Raw genomic sequence first — 13,703 nt, 5'->3', positions numbered from 1 at the left:
GGGAAAAACTGTGGCTTGTGGTGTGCCATTTGCCGTCCTATCTGCGCTGGACGGTTTTGCCGCGCACGCGGCTTCCCCACGACCCTTCAAGGTGACAAGGACGATGACCCAACACTCGCAATTCGCCCTGCTTGGCAAACGACGCTTCCTGCCGTTTTTCCTCACCCAGCTGCTCGGCGCCTTCAACGACAACATCTTCAAGCAGTCGCTGATCCTCGCCATCCTGTTCAAGCTCAGCGTCAGCGGCGACCGCACGGTGCTGGTCAACCTCTGCGCGCTGCTGTTCATCCTGCCGTTCTTCCTGTTCTCCGCGCTCGGCGGCCAGTTCGGGGAGAAGTTCGCCAAGCACGCGCTGATCCGCGCGATCAAGCTGGCCGAGATCGTGATCATGGCGGTCGGTGCGGCGGGCTTCCTGTTCAACAACCTGCCGCTGATGTTCCTCGCCCTGTTCGGCATGGGCACCCACTCGGCGCTGTTCGGTCCGGTGAAGTATTCGATCCTGCCGGCGGCGCTGCGCGAGGACGAGCTGGTCGGCGGCAATGCATTGGTGGAGATGGGCACCTTCCTGGCGATTCTCGCCGGCACCATCGGCGCCGGGATCATGATGTCCACGAGCGGCTACGCGCCGCTGGTGGCCGGCGCGGTGGTACTGGTGGCCTGCTGCGGCTACCTCAGCAGCCGCTTCATTCCGCACGCCGCCGCCGCGCTGCCGAGCCTGGCGGTGGACTGGAACATCTTCCGCCAGTCCTGGGCGATCCTGCGCCTGGGCCTCGGGCAGACGCCGGCGGTATCGCGTTCGCTGGTCGGCAGCTCGTGGTTCTGGTTCCTCGGTGCGGTGTACCTGACGCAGATCCCGGCGTACGCCAAGGAATGGATGCACGGCGACGAAACCGTGGTGACGCTGATCCTCACGGTGTTCTCGGTGGGCATCGCGCTCGGTTCGATGCTTTGCGAGCGGTTGTCCGGGCGCAAGGTGGAGATCGGCCTGGTGCCGCTCGGCTCGGTGGGCCTGACGGTGTTCGGCCTGCTGCTGTGGTGGAACTCCGGCGGCTTTCCCGCGCAGGCCGACCCGCAGAGCTGGCTGGCGGTGCTCGGCCATGGCCAGGCCTGGTGGGCGCTGGGCTCGATCCTCGGCATCGGCGTGTTCGGCGGCTTCTATATCGTGCCGCTGTATGCGCTGATGCAGTCGCGCACCGCGGAGAACGAGCGGGCGCGGGTGATCGCCGCCAACAACATCCTCAACGCGCTGTTCATGGTGGTCTCGGCGATCGCCTCGATCCTGTTCCTCAGCACCGCCGGGCTGAGCATTCCGCAGCTGTTCCTGGTGGTGTCGCTGATGAACATCGCGGTGAACAGCTACATCTTCAAGATCGTCCCCGAGTTCACCATGCGCTTCCTGGTCTGGCTGCTTGGCCACTCCATGTACCGCGTCGAACACCGCGACCTGGATCGCATCCCGGAGGAGGGCGCCGCGTTGCTGGTGTGCAACCACGTGTCGTTCGTCGATGCGCTGCTGATCGCCGGGGCGGTGCGCCGGCCGGTGCGCTTCGTCATGTACTACAAGATCTACGACCTGCCGGTGCTCAACTTCGTGTTCCGCACCGCCGGTGCGGTGCCGATCGCCGGGCGCAGTGAAGACCTGCTGGTGTATGACGCGGCGTTCAAGCGCATCGGCGACTACCTGCGCGAAGGTGAGCTGGTGTGCATCTTCCCCGAGGGCAAGCTGACCGGCGATGGCGAGATCGACGAGTTCAAGAACGGAGTAGCGCGGATTCTCGAGGAAAACCCGGTGCCGGTGATCCCGATGGCGCTGCAGGGCCTGTGGGGCAGCTTCTTCAGCCGCGATCCGCGCAAGGGCTTCTTCAAACGCCTGTGGTCGCGCATCACCCTGGTGGCCGGCACGCCGCTGGCGCCGGAGCTGGCCAGTCCGCAGACCCTGCAGGCGCAGGTGGCGGAGTTGCGGGGCGGGCTGCGCTGAACGCGTGATGCAGGATGAAAAAAGCCGCCCGAGGGCGGCTTTTTTTATTCAGTGACTGATCTTCAAGCCGATCAGCCCGCAGATGATCAAGGCCACGCTGGCCACGCGGATCAGCGCCATGGATTCTCCGAACAGGATGATCCCGGCGATCACCGTGCCGACCGCGCCGACCCCGGTCCATACCGCGTAGGCGGTGCCGAGCGGCAGTTCCTTCATGGCCAGGCCGAGCAGGCCGAGGCTGACTGCCATCGCGGCGATGGTGAGGGCGGTGGGTAGCGGGCGGGTAAAGCCGTCGGTGTACTTCAGACCGACGGCCCAGCCGACCTCGAACAGGCCGGCGAAGAACAGAATGATCCAGGACATGATGACCTCCAGTGTGTACCGGGGTCGTCCCCAAAATCAGGCTAGCCGCCGAGGTCGTCCTCGACGGCTGTACATTTTGGCAATTCCTGACTGCATGGGCAAGTTCGCCTGCCCAGCGGACGCCTCAAATGCCCTGCGGGATCTCTTCGCCGCCGAGCGCTTCGAACAGCGCCGGGAGGAACTCGCTGAAGGTCAGCATCATCAGAGTGAAGCTGGCGTCCTGTTGCGCCAGGGCGTCGTCGCCACCGTCCTGTTCGGCTTGCTCGGTGAGCAGGTCCTCGAAGCGCAGGCGCTTGATGATGGTCTTGTCGTCGAGCACGAAGGACAGCTTGTCCTGCCAGGCCAGCGACAGCTGAGTGACCGCCTTGCCGGCGGACAGGTGCAGCTGAATCTCCTCGCTGGTCAGGTCCTGGCGCTTGCAGCGCACTACGCCACCGTCTTCGTGGGTGTCACGCAGCTCGCATTCGTCGAGCACGGTGAAGTCCGCGGCGGCCTGCTGGGTCTTCACCCACTCGGTGAGCGTGGCGGTCGGCGCGACCTTCACGGTCAGCGGGCGCACCGGCAGCGAGCCGATGGCTTCGCGCAGGGTCGACAGCAGGTCTTCGGCGCGGCGTGCGCTGGCGCTGTTGACCAGGATCAGGCCGAGCTTCGGCGCGATCGCAGCAACTGTCTGCGAGCGGCGGATGAACGCACGCGGCAGGAAGGCCTGGATGATCTCGTCCTTGAGCTGGTCGCGTTCCTTCTTATAGACCTTGCGCATCTGCGCGGCCTCGATCTCTTCGACCTTGTCCTTTAGGGCATCTTTCACCACGCTGCCGGGTAGGATGCGTTCTTCTTTACGCGCGGCGATCAGCAGGAAGTCCTGGCTGACATGCACCAGCGGAGCGTCTTCGCCTTTGCCGAACGGCGCGACGAAGCCATAAGTAGTCACTTCCTGGCTGGCGCACGGACGGGCAGGTTTGGTGGCCAGCGCAGCCTCCAGGGCTTCGGCATCGAACGGCGTATCCTGGGTGAGGCGGTAGACGAGCAGGTTGCGGAACCACATGACGAGGGACTCTCCAAATAACGCAAAGCGCGCATTATTCTCCCCTCGCCTGAATAGGCCAACCCTGCGCTAAGCCTTTGGCGCATCAGCGAAAATTATTTTAAAAAGGGCTTGCCAGGGTGGCAGGTGCTCCGTAGAATGCGCGCCACACCGAGAGTGAAGGGTGATTAGCTCAGCCGGGAGAGCATCTGCCTTACAAGCAGAGGGTCGGCGGTTCGATCCCGTCATCACCCACCAATTCCTTCTTAGTGTTACGCGCAGCGGTAGTTCAGTCGGTTAGAATACCGGCCTGTCACGCCGGGGGTCGCGGGTTCGAGTCCCGTCCGCTGCGCCATTTTCTCTCCTCGCTTCACCTCGCAAAATCCCACTTTTTAAGTCTCCCAAATACCTGAGCTTATTCAGGTTTTCCTGTTCATATCGCCATAGCCAGTGATCCTCGCAGCCTGCTAAGCTCGCGGCTTCACTCGATAGCCCTGCTCGGGCGTACGGACAAGGAAACAGCATGAGACAGCATCGTTTGGCGGCGGCGATCGCCCTGGTCGGCCTGGTTCTCGCAGGTTGCGATAAGCAAGCCAGCGTGGAACTGAAGACCCCGGCGCAGAAAGCCTCCTATGGCATCGGCCTGAACATGGGCAAGAGCCTGGCCCAGGAAGGCATGGATGATCTCGATTCCAAAGCCGTCGCCCAGGGCATCGAAGACGCCATCGGCAAGAAAGAGCAGAAGCTCAAGGACGAAGAGCTGGCTGAAGCCTTCGCTTTCCTGCAGAAGCGTGCCGAAGAGCGCATGACCAAGCTCAACGAAGAAAGCGCTGCCGCTGGCAAGAAGTTCCTCGCCGAGAACGGCAAGCGTGAAGGCGTGGTAACCACTGCCTCGGGCCTGCAGTACGAAGTGGAGAAGAAAGCCGACGGCGCGCAGCCAAAGCCGACTGACGTGGTGACTGTTCACTACGAAGGCAAGCTGACCGATGGCAAGGTGTTCGACAGCTCCGTCGAGCGCGGTAGTCCGATCGATCTGCCGGTCAGTGGCGTGATCCCGGGCTGGGTGGAAGGTCTGCAGCTGATGCACGTCGGCGAGAAGTACAAGTTCTACATTCCTAGCGAGCTGGCCTATGGCGACCAAAGCCCGAGCCCGGCGATTCCGGCTAACTCAGTGCTGGTGTTCAACATCGAGCTGATCGGCATCAAGGACCCGGCCAAGGCGGAAGCGGCACAGCAGCCGTAAAAGCCAACGCGGTCTGCGCACAACGCCCCGTCTCGACGGGGCGTTGTCGTTTCTGGAGGGTAGAAAAGGCGAACCGGCTGGCGGTTGGCGCAGTCTCAATCGCGTGCGCGGGTGTTTCCAGTGTTACGGTTATGCACATTGCACGATCGTTTCGCATTTGGTTGGACCTACCCGTTCCACTTTTTTTCATTTTTCAATAAGTAATTGATTTTATTTGTATTTTTAAGCTGAATAAAAAATGGCCGATCTGTGTGGAAGGCCCGTGGGCCGGGCGTTTGCTTCACTCATCCAGTATTTGTCTACAAGGTTATCCACAGCTTCGGTGGATAACCGAGACGAGCCCTTTAGTGTGCGGTTTGGCGAGGTTTGGCGATGAGCGCTCCGTGGAAATTCAAGCGTTACCTCCCTATAGCGGAGCGTTTCCTCAGCCGTGGGCGGCTGCCTTTTTTACTCGCGGCAGTCGCTCGAAAGAATGCTCGGCAGGGTGGCCGACTCGCCGCGGTCAAGGACGATCTGCTGCTGTTGCAGGCGCTGTGTATGGCGTGGTGGCGTGGTGAGTATCGCGCGGTCAGTCGTGGCGCATTGGTAGCGGTGGTCGCGGCGCTGGTGTACTTCCTCTCGCCGCTGGACGCGATCCCGGATGTGTTGCTGGGGGTCGGCTATCTCGACGATATCGCGGTACTCACCTGGTTGATGCGCAGCTGGCGCCGCGAGCTGGACGCCTTTCGCGCCTGGCGTGACGCACAGTCGGCCGCCAAGCAGGCCGCTTTGCTGTTGCCGGCTCCATCGGATAAGCCGCTGCCATAGCCGCTGTACACCGCGAGCAGCCTGTTAAGATGGCGCGACGTCCGGTGAGAGATCGATGATGAACGTGCAAGTGATCAAGCGTGATGGTGAGGCCGAATACGCCGTGTTGCCCTGGGCCGAGTACCAGGAGCTGCTGCGCGCAGCTGGGCGGGCTGTGCCTGAGGTTGCCGCGACGCCGGCTGCAGCGCCGAGCAATCGGCCGATGCTCGCGCAGCTGGCTGCCTTGCGCGAGCAGAAAGGGCTATCCGCCGAGCAACTGGCGCGCGCTGTCGGGATCAGTCCGCATTACTTAGCTATGATCGAAAGAGGTGAGCGTCAGCCGGATGCAGCAATCCGGCGAGCCCTGTCATGGAATCTGGGCGTGGACGGTTGGGGAGACGAGATGTGAGCTTACGTATCAGCCGCCAGCAATGGCAGGCCTTGCTTCACGAGCTCGACGAGGCGCGGCGACAGCGCCACCTGTTGACTTACCGGGCGCTGATCGAGCGTCTGGAGCTTCCGACACCCGCGATGCAGACACTTACGGCGGCCTTGGAGCACCTGGCGGCGCTCGATGCGCGGGCCGAGCGCCCGCTGCGCAGTGCGCTGGTGATCAGCCAGGGTGCCAGCCGTCTGCCGCGCACCGGCTTCTTCGATATCGTTGTCCGTCTCGGGCGGTTTCCAGGTCCTTCGGATGGAGTCGCGGCTGCCTCGTGGCATGCGGCCGAGGTGGTGCGGGTCTTCGAGTTCAGTTACCCCGAGGACGTCTGAATGTGGCTTTGGCGCCTGCGTGCGCGTCTCGGCTACCTGTGCGCGCGGCGCATGCTGCATTGGTCCTGGTGCGTGCGTCAGCCGCGTGTCTGGCACTGGATGCAGGGCCAGTTCGCGCGAATGGCAGCGCTGGGAGATCCGGCGGTGCAATGCTTCTACGGTCATTTGTTGCTGTTTCGCGGTCAGGGCCTTGGCGCGCGCGAAGAAGGCATTCGCCTGCTGCGCTTGGCAGCCACGGCCGGCGATGCCAAGGCGGGTTATCAGCTGGGCGTGCTGAGCCTGGCCGGCGACAGCCGCCAGGCGCCGGATGGACTTGAGGCGGCGCGCTGGTGGCGGCTGGCCGCCGATGCCGGGCACCCGCTGGCAAGCAGGCGTCTGGCCGAGCTGTACCGCGACGGCGGCCACGGCCAGGCGGTCGACCCGACGCTGGCCGAACGCTACGCCGCACGGGCGCGTGAGTTGGGGCTCTAGGCCGAGAGCTTCTGCGTGTCGATGATGTGCAGGCTGTAGCCCGGTAGGTTCTTGGCGTAGCGCTTGGCTTCCGAGGCCAGGCTGGCCAGCTGTCCGGCGTCCAGCTGCGCGCAGGTGTCCGGATGCAGGCGCACCACGCCGACGGACAGGGACAGCAGCGGATACTCCTGGCGCTTGCCTTGCCGGTCCAAGGCCAGGATGCAACCCGCTTCGAGGTGTTCGCTGGTGTAGAAGCGCCGCGCCTGTCCTTGGAAGTCTTCCAGCAGCAGATTGAGCCGCGCGCGCCAGTCGTCCGAACCGAGCACCAGGAGGAAGTCGTCGCCGCCGATATGGCCGACGAAGTCGCAGGCCGGGTCGACGCGTTCGCTCAGGCACTGCGCCAGGCACAGCAGCACCTCGTCGCCTTTCGCATAGCCATACAGATCGTTGAACGGCTTGAAGCTGTCCAGGTCGACATAGCAGACCACCGCCTGGCGCTGCTGCTGCAACAACCGGGTCAGGCACTGCTGGATCGGCACGTTGCCCGGCAGCAGGGTCAGTGGGTTGGCATGCCGGGCCTGCTGGACCTTCAGCTCGGTGATCAGCTTGAGCACGTCGATGACCCGCCCGAGTCCCAGATAGTTGCCGTTGTGGGTGATGACGAAATCTTCCTCGATGCGCTGGCGGGCGCGACTGGTCAGCAGTCGGCTAGCGCGTTGTAGGGACTGGCCGATTTCCACGGCGAGGAAATCGCGGCTCATGATCCGGCTGACCGGCTTGCGTGCCAGCAGGTCGGTGGCGAAGGGTTTGAGCAGGGCTTCCGACAGCGAGTGGCGATGGACGACGCCCACCGGCTGCTGCTGTTCGTCGAGTACCGCCAAGGAGTTCAGGTTTGCCTGCGAGCGAAACGCCTCCAGCACTTCGGCGACGGGGCGGTCATGCTGCACCGCAGGTTGTTCGTTGAGCAGCGCGCTGAGATCGCAACCTTCTTCACCTAGGGGCGGGCTGTTGGCCTGCAGCTTGGGCAGCAGGTTGTGGGCGTCGCGCAGCGGCGTCTCCTGCGGGCGGCTGATCAGGTAGCCCTGAACCAGGTCGATGCCCATCTCGGCGAGCACCGCCAGTTCCTCGGGGCGCTCGATGCCTTCGGCAATCACCTCGGCCCGCGAGGCCTTGGCCATCTTGCGAATCGAATCGACAAACTCGCGCTTGACCGCGTCCTGGTGGATGCCGTCGATGAAATGCCGATCGATCTTGACGAAGTCGGGGCGCAGTTCGGACCACAAGCGCAGGCTCGAGTAACCGGCGCCCAGGTCGTCGAGGGCGATCGAGAAACCCATGGCGCGGTAGTGGTGCAGGGCGTTGTCGAGCAAGTCGAAGTCCTCCGTGGGGGATTGTTCGGTCAGTTCGATCACCACGCGGCTCGGAGCGATCCCGTAGTTCTGCAGCAGCTGCAGGGTGCGCCCGGGCTGGTGGCCGGGATCCAGCAGCGATTCCGGCGAGACGTTGAGAAACAGCCGCCCCTCCAGACGTTGCTCGCTGAAGCGGCGACAGGCGCTGCGCCGGCAAGCCAGTTCCAGTTCGCTCAGGCGTCCGGCGTGGCGGGCCACGCCGAACAGGTTGATGGGGGAGTGCAGGGGGCTGTTGGAGGGGCCACGGGTCAGGGCTTCATAGCCAATGATGCGCCGTTCACCGAGGGATACGATGGGTTGAAACAGGCTGTGCAAGTCGCCGTGAGCGAGGATCGAGTCCAGGGCGCTCAACTGCTCGGTGACGGTCATGAGGGGTCTCTTTCTGCATAAAAAAAGGGTTGATCCGCAGATCAACCCTCTCATTTGACGTCAGTTGCGTGACGCTCTTATGTCAGTGCTTGGCTACCGCCGAGCTGAGACCCAGGTAGTCGAGCATGATCTGCCCGGTTTCCACGAGGTAGGCGTCGTCTTCCGGCTTGAGTTTCTCATCCTCGACCGGCAGCGCGTCCTCGTCCTCCTTCTTCAGCTCCTTGAGCTGATCCTCACCCTTGGCCTTGCGGCGCACGTTCTCCATCGCCAGTTGCTTGGCTTCGATGTCGGCGTGCTGGGCGCGGCGCTTGGCTTCGTTGAGGCTCACGGTGGTCTCGTGCATCAGTTCCTGCGCCAGCGCCAGGCGGTCGCGGGTGAACACGAAGTCCGGGTTCTGTGCGATGCGCGCGTCATGGCGGGCCTTCAGCTCGACCAGGAACGGCTTGAACGGGTCGCTGTCCGGCTTGATCGCCGGGCGGATGCTGTCCCACGGCATAGCTTCGGGCAGCGCGCTTTCGCCGATTTCCTTGGTATCGACGACCGCCGGGTACTCGATGTCCGGAATCACACCCTGATGCTGAGTGCTTTGCCCGGAGACGCGATAGAACTTGGCCAGGGTGAGTTTCAGCTCGCCGTGGTTGAGCGGCTGGATGGTTTGCACGGTGCCCTTGCCGAAGGTCTGGCCGCCGAGAATCAGCGCGCGGTGGTAGTCCTGCATGGCGCCGGCGAAGATTTCCGAGGCCGAGGCCGACAGGCGGTTGACCAGCACGGCCAGCGGACCGGTGTAGTACGCACCGGTGCTCTCGTCGGCCAGCACGTCGACGCGGCCGTCGCTGTTGCGTACCAGCACGGTCGGGCCTTCGCCAATGAACAGGCCGGTCAGTTCGGTGGCTTCCTGCAGCGAGCCGCCGCCGTTGTTGCGCAGGTCGATGACGATGCCGTCGACCTTCTCTTTCTGCAGCTCGCCGATCAGGCGTTTGACGTCGCGCGTCGTGCTCTTGTAAGTCGGATCGCCGGCGCGGAACGCCTTGAAGTCGAGGTAGAAGGCCGGCACTTCGACCACGCCGAGGGTGTACGACTTGCCCTCATGGTCGAGCTTGAGGATCGATTTCTTCGCCGCCTGCTCTTCCAGCTTGACCGCCTCGCGGGTAATCCCCACCACCTTGCTGGTCTGGTCGTTGGGCGCGTTGCTCGCCGGAATCACTTCCAGGCGCACCAGCGAGCCTTTCGGACCGCGAATCAGCTTGACCACTTCATCCAGGCGCCAGCCGACCACATCGACCATTTCGCCGTTGCCTTGGGCCACGCCGATGATCTTGTCGGCCGGAGCGACCTGCTTGCTCTTCTCGGCCGGGCCAGCCGGCACTAGGCGGACGATCTTCACGTAGTCGTTGTCGTTCTGCAGCACCGCGCCGATGCCTTCCAGCGACAGACTCATGTTGATGTCGAAGTTCTCGGCGCTATCCGGCGACAGGTAGTTGGTGTGCGGGTCGTAGGACTGCGCGAAGGCGTTGATGTAGGTCTGGAAGATGTCTTCGCCGCGGGTTTGGTCCAGGCGTGCCAGCTGATTCTTGTAGCGCTTGGTCAGCTGTTCCTGAATGGCCTTGTCGTCCTTGCCGGCGATTTTCAGGCGCAGCACTTCGTCCTTCAGACGTTTGCGCCAGAGGTCGTCGAGCTCCGCCGAATTCTTCGCCCACGGCGCCTTCTCGCGCTCGGTTTCCAGGCTTTCTTCGGTGTTGAAGTCCATCTTGTCGACGCCTTTGTTCAGCTCGGCCAGGACAAAGTCAAGGCGCTGCTTGAGGCGATCGAGATGACGCTTGTAGATGATGAAGCCGGGGTCAAGGTCGCCGCTTTTCAGCAGGTCATCGAACTTGGTCTTCCACTGGTCGAATTCGGCGATGTCCGCGGCGGTGAAAAAGCTGCGGGTCGGGTCGAGCAGCTTCAGGTAGCCGTCATAGATGATCGCCGAGCGGGCATCGTTGAGCGGTGGCTTGCTGTAGTGGTGGCGTTTGAGCAGCTCCACCACGTTGAGGCTGGCGATCACCTGCTCGCGGTCAGGCTGAAGGTTGTCCCAGGAATTCCCAGCTTTGCTGGTGGCTAGCGCCGGCAGGGCGCTGAACCCGAGGACCAAGGCGAGGGCGGAGCAGGGGAGGATGCGCTTCATGCTGCTGATTCGACGTGGTGACCGTTGATAACGCATATTAGGCCGTCTTTGAGGGCGGCGGTTCAATGGGAATCCGTCGCGTAATACAAAAAGCCCGGCGGTGCAGACCGGGCTTGGTTTGAATTCACTATGGAGGCACCGTGAAGGCATTGCAAGGCGTGGAAGGACGCGTGGAATGGGGCGATCGGCCGAGTCCGAGCTGCGATGTCGGCCAGGTTCGCATCAAGGTCGCTGCCGCTGGACTCAACCGTGCCGATCTGCTGCAGCGGGCTGGTCTGTATCCGCCGCCACCGGGGGCCAGCGACATCCTAGGCCTGGAATGTGCCGGGGTGATCAGCGAGGTGGGCGCCGGCAGTCCGTGGCGGGTCGGCGAGCGGGTGTGCACTCTGCTGGCTGGCGGTGGCATCGCCGAGGAGGTGGTGGTCGACGCGCGGCACGTCCTGCCGGTTCCGGAAGGGCTGACACTGCAGGAAGCGGCGGTGCTGCCCGAGGTATATGCCACCGCCTGGCTCAACCTGTATCAGCTGGCGGCGCTGAAGCCTGGCGAGAAGGTGTTGCTGCACGCGGGCGCGAGCGGCGTCGGTTCGGCGGCGATCCAGCTGTGCAAGGCGTTCGGCAACCCGTGCTGGGTCAGTGTCGGTTCGGCCGAGCGGCTGGCCTACTGCGAGGCGCTGGGCGCGCAGGGCGGGGTGGTGCGCGGCGAGGATCTGCAGAGCCTGCGTGACTTCGCGCCCTTCGACGTGATCCTCGATCCGGTAGGCGGCAATTACGCCGCACTCAACCTCGAGTTGCTGGCGCGCGACGGACGCTGGGTGAATATCGGCCTGATGGGTGGTCGCAAGGCGGAACTCGACCTAGCGCTGCTGCTCGGCAAGCGCGTGCAGTTGCTCGGCTCAACCTTGCGCACCCGCGACGATCAGTTCAAGGCCGACCTGCTCGGCGATCTGCTGCAGCACGTCTGGCCGCTGTTCACCGAAGGTCGGCTGTCGCCGCGCCTGGAGCGCACCTTTGCCGTCGAGGACGCCGAGGCGGCGTTTGCCGAGCTGGCTGGCAACAATGTCTCCGGCAAGCTGGTGCTGGTCATCGACCCAGCGCTGAGCTGATTCGACGTACGCCGCCCGCCCGCTGGGTGCGGGCGGCCTCACGATCAGGGCAGGTCGTGGCTCGAATAGAAGGCGGCCAGCACCTTGACCAGATGGGCGAGGTCCTGGCTGCCGGCGAGTTCGCGGATCGAGTGCATGGCAAAGGTCGGCAGGCCGATATCCACGGTGCGCACGCCGAGCTGGCTGGCGGTGATCGGACCGATGGTCGAGCCGCAACCCATGTCGCTGCGCACCACGAAGCTCTGCACCGGCACCTCGTTTTCCAGGCACAGATGGCGGAAGAAGCCCGCGGTTTCGCTGTTAGTGGCGTAGCGCTGGTTGTTGTTGATCTTGATCACCGGGCCGGCGTTGAGCTTTGGGCCGTGGTTACCGTCGTGCTTCTCGGCGTAGTTCGGGTGCACGCCGTGGGCGTTGTCGGCGGACACCAGCAGGGATTTCTGCAGGGTGCGGGTGAAGCTGTCTTCTCCCTCGGAGAGCAGGCGGCGGAGGACCTGTTCGAGGAACGGGCCATCGGCACCGCAGGCCGAGCAGGAACCGACTTCTTCATGGTCGGTGCAGACCAGCACACAAGTTTCGTCACCATCGGCATGCAGCAGGGCTTGCAGGCCCGCGTAGCAGGACAGCAGGTTGTCCAGGCGTGCGCCGGCGATGAAATCACCGGTCAGGCCGATTACTGCGGCGCCCTGGGTGTCGTAGAAGCTCAGTTCGTAGTCCAGTACGGTGTCGGCGTTGAAGCCGTGTTCGCGGGTCAGCTGTTCGGCGAGCAGGGCGCGGAAGTCGTATGGCTCGGCCGCCGGCACCTGGGCGAGGATCGGCGGCAATTCATTCTGCGCGTTGATCGGCCAGCCCTGGTTGGCTTCCCGATTCAGGTGGATGGCCAGATTGGGAATGATGGCGATCGGCTGTTGGAAGTCGATCAGCTGACTTTCCACCTTGCCGTCGCGACGGAAGGTGACCCGGCCGGCCAGTGACAGGTCGCGGTCGAACCAGGGGGCGAGCAGGGTGCCGCCGTAAACTTCCACACCGAGTTGCAGGAAGCCTTGGCGCTGCAGCTCCGGGTGCGGTTTGACGCGCAGGCATGGGCTGTCGGTGTGGGCGCCCACCAGACGCAGGCCGCCATCCAGCGGCGCGCGTTTGCCGAGGCGCACGGCGATGATCGAGGAGTCGTTGCGAGTGACGTAGTAGCGTCCACCGGCTTCGGTTCGCCAGGTCTCGCGTTCATCGAGGTGCTGGAAACCGGCCGCTTCCAGGCGCTGGGCCAGGCTCGCGGTGGCGTGGAACGGGGTGGGCGAGGCCTTGAGGAAGTCGATCAGGCCTTGGTTCAGTTCGGCAGACATAGGTGACTCCAAGCAACGATGGCCCGAGTTTACCGCATCCGCCGAATCAGAACGGTGCCGGGCAGTCGAAACGCAGGCGCTCGCCGCTCTGTGGATGGCTGAAGGTGAGCATGCTGGCGTGCAGGCACAGGCGCTCGTGGGCGGCCAGGGCGTCGGCATGCGCATACAGGCGGTCGCCGAGCAGCGGATGACCGATCGACAGCATGTGCACGCGCAATTGATGGGAGCGGCCGGTGATCGGCGTCAGTTCGACCCGGCTGTAGTTGCCGCAACGCTCCAGTACCCGCCAGAAGGTCAGCGCATGGCGGCCGTGCTCGTGGCAGACCACGTGGCGCGGCTTGGTCGGCGGGTCGTAACGCAGCGGCAGGTCGATGCGCCCGCTGTCCAGCTCCGGTTCGCCCCAGCACAGCGCGGTGTAGGCCTTTTCGGTCTCGCGGTCGTGGAACTGGCGGGACAGCTCGCGATGGCTGTCGGCGTCGCGGGCGAGCAGGATCAGGCCCGAGGTTTCCCAGTCCAGGCGATGGACGATGCGCGCCTCCGGGTAGCCATTTTCCTGCAGACGGGTGATCAGGCAGTCCTTGTTGTCATCGGCGCGGCCGGGGACGGACAGCAGCAGGGTGGGCTTGTTGATCACCAGAATGGCAGCGTCTTGATGCAGGATTTCGACGTTCGACAGGGGCATGGGCGTTCCGCAAATGAAAACGGC

Annotated in this window: 13 protein-coding genes and 2 tRNA genes; 9 read left to right on the top strand and 6 right to left on the bottom strand. The window is 63.9% G+C overall.

Annotated features, from left to right (window positions below; translation table 11 throughout):
• Nucleotides 1–103 precede the first annotated feature (103 nt).
• Entirely contained in the window at nucleotides 104–1,978 is a 1,875-nt protein-coding gene (locus JQX08_RS03245) for an MFS transporter (protein WP_204914676.1), read from the top strand.
• A 48-nt stretch (nucleotides 1,979–2,026) separates the two neighbouring features.
• Here JQX08_RS03245 and sugE read toward each other — a convergent pair whose 3' ends face one another.
• Entirely contained in the window at nucleotides 2,027–2,341 is a 315-nt protein-coding gene (gene sugE / locus JQX08_RS03240; RefSeq protein ID WP_204914675.1) for a quaternary ammonium compound efflux SMR transporter SugE, read from the bottom strand.
• Between the two features lie 124 nt (nucleotides 2,342–2,465).
• Nucleotides 2,466–3,386: a recombination-associated protein RdgC gene (gene rdgC, locus JQX08_RS03235; RefSeq protein ID WP_204914674.1), complete on the bottom strand. Its 921-nt coding sequence runs from the start codon at nucleotides 3,384–3,386 to the stop codon at nucleotides 2,466–2,468.
• A gap of 161 nt (nucleotides 3,387–3,547) precedes the next feature.
• Between rdgC and JQX08_RS03230 the strand changes: the two genes are divergently transcribed.
• From JQX08_RS03230 to JQX08_RS03200, 7 genes are all read left to right on the top strand, one after another.
• Nucleotides 3,548–3,623 (top strand) — tRNA-Val (locus JQX08_RS03230).
• Nucleotides 3,624–3,643: 20 nt separating this feature from the next.
• Nucleotides 3,644–3,720 (top strand) — tRNA-Asp (locus JQX08_RS03225).
• 168 nt (nucleotides 3,721–3,888) lie between these two features.
• Nucleotides 3,889–4,608 (top strand): BamJ family beta-barrel-assembly machinery protein, encoded by a 720-nt coding sequence (gene bamJ, locus JQX08_RS03220; RefSeq protein WP_204914673.1) that lies wholly within the window; start codon nucleotides 3,889–3,891, stop codon nucleotides 4,606–4,608.
• 372 nt (nucleotides 4,609–4,980) lie between these two features.
• Nucleotides 4,981–5,415 (top strand): YkvA family protein, encoded by a 435-nt coding sequence (locus tag JQX08_RS03215; RefSeq protein WP_204914672.1) that lies wholly within the window; start codon nucleotides 4,981–4,983, stop codon nucleotides 5,413–5,415.
• A 58-nt stretch (nucleotides 5,416–5,473) separates the two neighbouring features.
• Nucleotides 5,474–5,803 (top strand): helix-turn-helix domain-containing protein, encoded by a 330-nt coding sequence (locus tag JQX08_RS03210; RefSeq protein WP_204915320.1) that lies wholly within the window; start codon nucleotides 5,474–5,476, stop codon nucleotides 5,801–5,803.
• The gene (locus JQX08_RS03205) at nucleotides 5,800–6,165 is read left to right on the top strand and encodes a hypothetical protein (protein ID WP_204914671.1); all 366 of its coding nucleotides are present in this window, start codon (nucleotides 5,800–5,802) and stop codon (nucleotides 6,163–6,165) included. The genes JQX08_RS03210 and JQX08_RS03205 overlap by 4 nt, the downstream gene beginning before the upstream one ends.
• Nucleotides 6,166–6,636, top strand: a complete 471-nt coding sequence (locus JQX08_RS03200) for a tetratricopeptide repeat protein (protein ID WP_204914669.1) — start codon at nucleotides 6,166–6,168, stop codon at nucleotides 6,634–6,636.
• Here the strand turns inward: JQX08_RS03200 and JQX08_RS03195 are convergent.
• Together JQX08_RS03195 and JQX08_RS03190 are read right to left on the bottom strand one after the other, a co-directional pair.
• Nucleotides 6,633–8,393: a bifunctional diguanylate cyclase/phosphodiesterase gene (locus tag JQX08_RS03195; RefSeq protein WP_204914667.1), complete on the bottom strand. Its 1,761-nt coding sequence runs from the start codon at nucleotides 8,391–8,393 to the stop codon at nucleotides 6,633–6,635. The genes JQX08_RS03200 and JQX08_RS03195 overlap by 4 nt on opposite strands.
• An 82-nt stretch (nucleotides 8,394–8,475) precedes the next feature.
• Nucleotides 8,476–10,557, bottom strand: coding sequence for a carboxy terminal-processing peptidase (locus JQX08_RS03190; RefSeq protein WP_204914665.1), 2,082 nt, complete (start codon nucleotides 10,555–10,557; stop codon nucleotides 8,476–8,478).
• A 140-nt stretch (nucleotides 10,558–10,697) separates the two neighbouring features.
• On the opposite strand from JQX08_RS03190, the gene JQX08_RS03185 reads away from it, so the two are divergent.
• Nucleotides 10,698–11,660 carry a zinc-binding dehydrogenase gene (locus tag JQX08_RS03185; protein WP_204914663.1) on the top strand — a complete coding sequence of 321 codons (963 nt, stop codon included), beginning with the start codon at nucleotides 10,698–10,700 and terminating at the stop codon, nucleotides 11,658–11,660.
• Between the two features lie 44 nt (nucleotides 11,661–11,704).
• Here JQX08_RS03185 and JQX08_RS03180 read toward each other — a convergent pair whose 3' ends face one another.
• Nucleotides 11,705–12,997, bottom strand: a complete 1,293-nt coding sequence (locus JQX08_RS03180; protein WP_204914661.1) for a M18 family aminopeptidase — start codon at nucleotides 12,995–12,997, stop codon at nucleotides 11,705–11,707.
• Nucleotides 12,998–13,043: 46 nt separating this feature from the next.
• Nucleotides 13,044–13,679 carry an RluA family pseudouridine synthase gene (locus tag JQX08_RS03175; protein ID WP_204914659.1) on the bottom strand — a complete coding sequence of 212 codons (636 nt, stop codon included), beginning with the start codon at nucleotides 13,677–13,679 and terminating at the stop codon, nucleotides 13,044–13,046.
• Nucleotides 13,680–13,703 lie beyond the last annotated feature (24 nt).

Source organism: Zestomonas insulae, from assembly GCF_016901015.1.
Classification (GTDB): domain Bacteria; phylum Pseudomonadota; class Gammaproteobacteria; order Pseudomonadales; family Pseudomonadaceae; genus Aquipseudomonas; species Aquipseudomonas insulae.
The sequence above is the reverse complement of the archived record's forward strand: the minus strand, read 5'-3'. Positions and strand labels throughout refer to the sequence as shown.

Excerpts from the sequence above, each read along its gene's own strand:
- JQX08_RS03245 (WP_204914676.1), top strand. The coding sequence starts at position 104 with ATGACCCAACACTCGCAATTCGCCCTGCTTGGCAAACGACGCTTCCTG.
- sugE (WP_204914675.1), bottom strand. The coding sequence starts at position 2,341 with ATGTCCTGGATCATTCTGTTCTTCGCCGGCCTGTTCGAGGTCGGCTGG.
- rdgC (WP_204914674.1), bottom strand. The coding sequence starts at position 3,386 with ATGTGGTTCCGCAACCTGCTCGTCTACCGCCTCACCCAGGATACGCCG.
- bamJ (WP_204914673.1), top strand. The coding sequence starts at position 3,889 with ATGAGACAGCATCGTTTGGCGGCGGCGATCGCCCTGGTCGGCCTGGTT.
- JQX08_RS03215 (WP_204914672.1), top strand. The coding sequence starts at position 4,981 with ATGAGCGCTCCGTGGAAATTCAAGCGTTACCTCCCTATAGCGGAGCGT.
- JQX08_RS03210 (WP_204915320.1), top strand. The coding sequence starts at position 5,474 with ATGAACGTGCAAGTGATCAAGCGTGATGGTGAGGCCGAATACGCCGTG.
- JQX08_RS03200 (WP_204914669.1), top strand. The coding sequence starts at position 6,166 with ATGTGGCTTTGGCGCCTGCGTGCGCGTCTCGGCTACCTGTGCGCGCGG.
- JQX08_RS03195 (WP_204914667.1), bottom strand. The coding sequence starts at position 8,393 with ATGACCGTCACCGAGCAGTTGAGCGCCCTGGACTCGATCCTCGCTCAC.
- JQX08_RS03190 (WP_204914665.1), bottom strand. The coding sequence starts at position 10,557 with ATGAAGCGCATCCTCCCCTGCTCCGCCCTCGCCTTGGTCCTCGGGTTC.
- JQX08_RS03180 (WP_204914661.1), bottom strand. The coding sequence starts at position 12,997 with ATGTCTGCCGAACTGAACCAAGGCCTGATCGACTTCCTCAAGGCCTCG.
- JQX08_RS03175 (WP_204914659.1), bottom strand. The coding sequence starts at position 13,679 with ATGCCCCTGTCGAACGTCGAAATCCTGCATCAAGACGCTGCCATTCTG.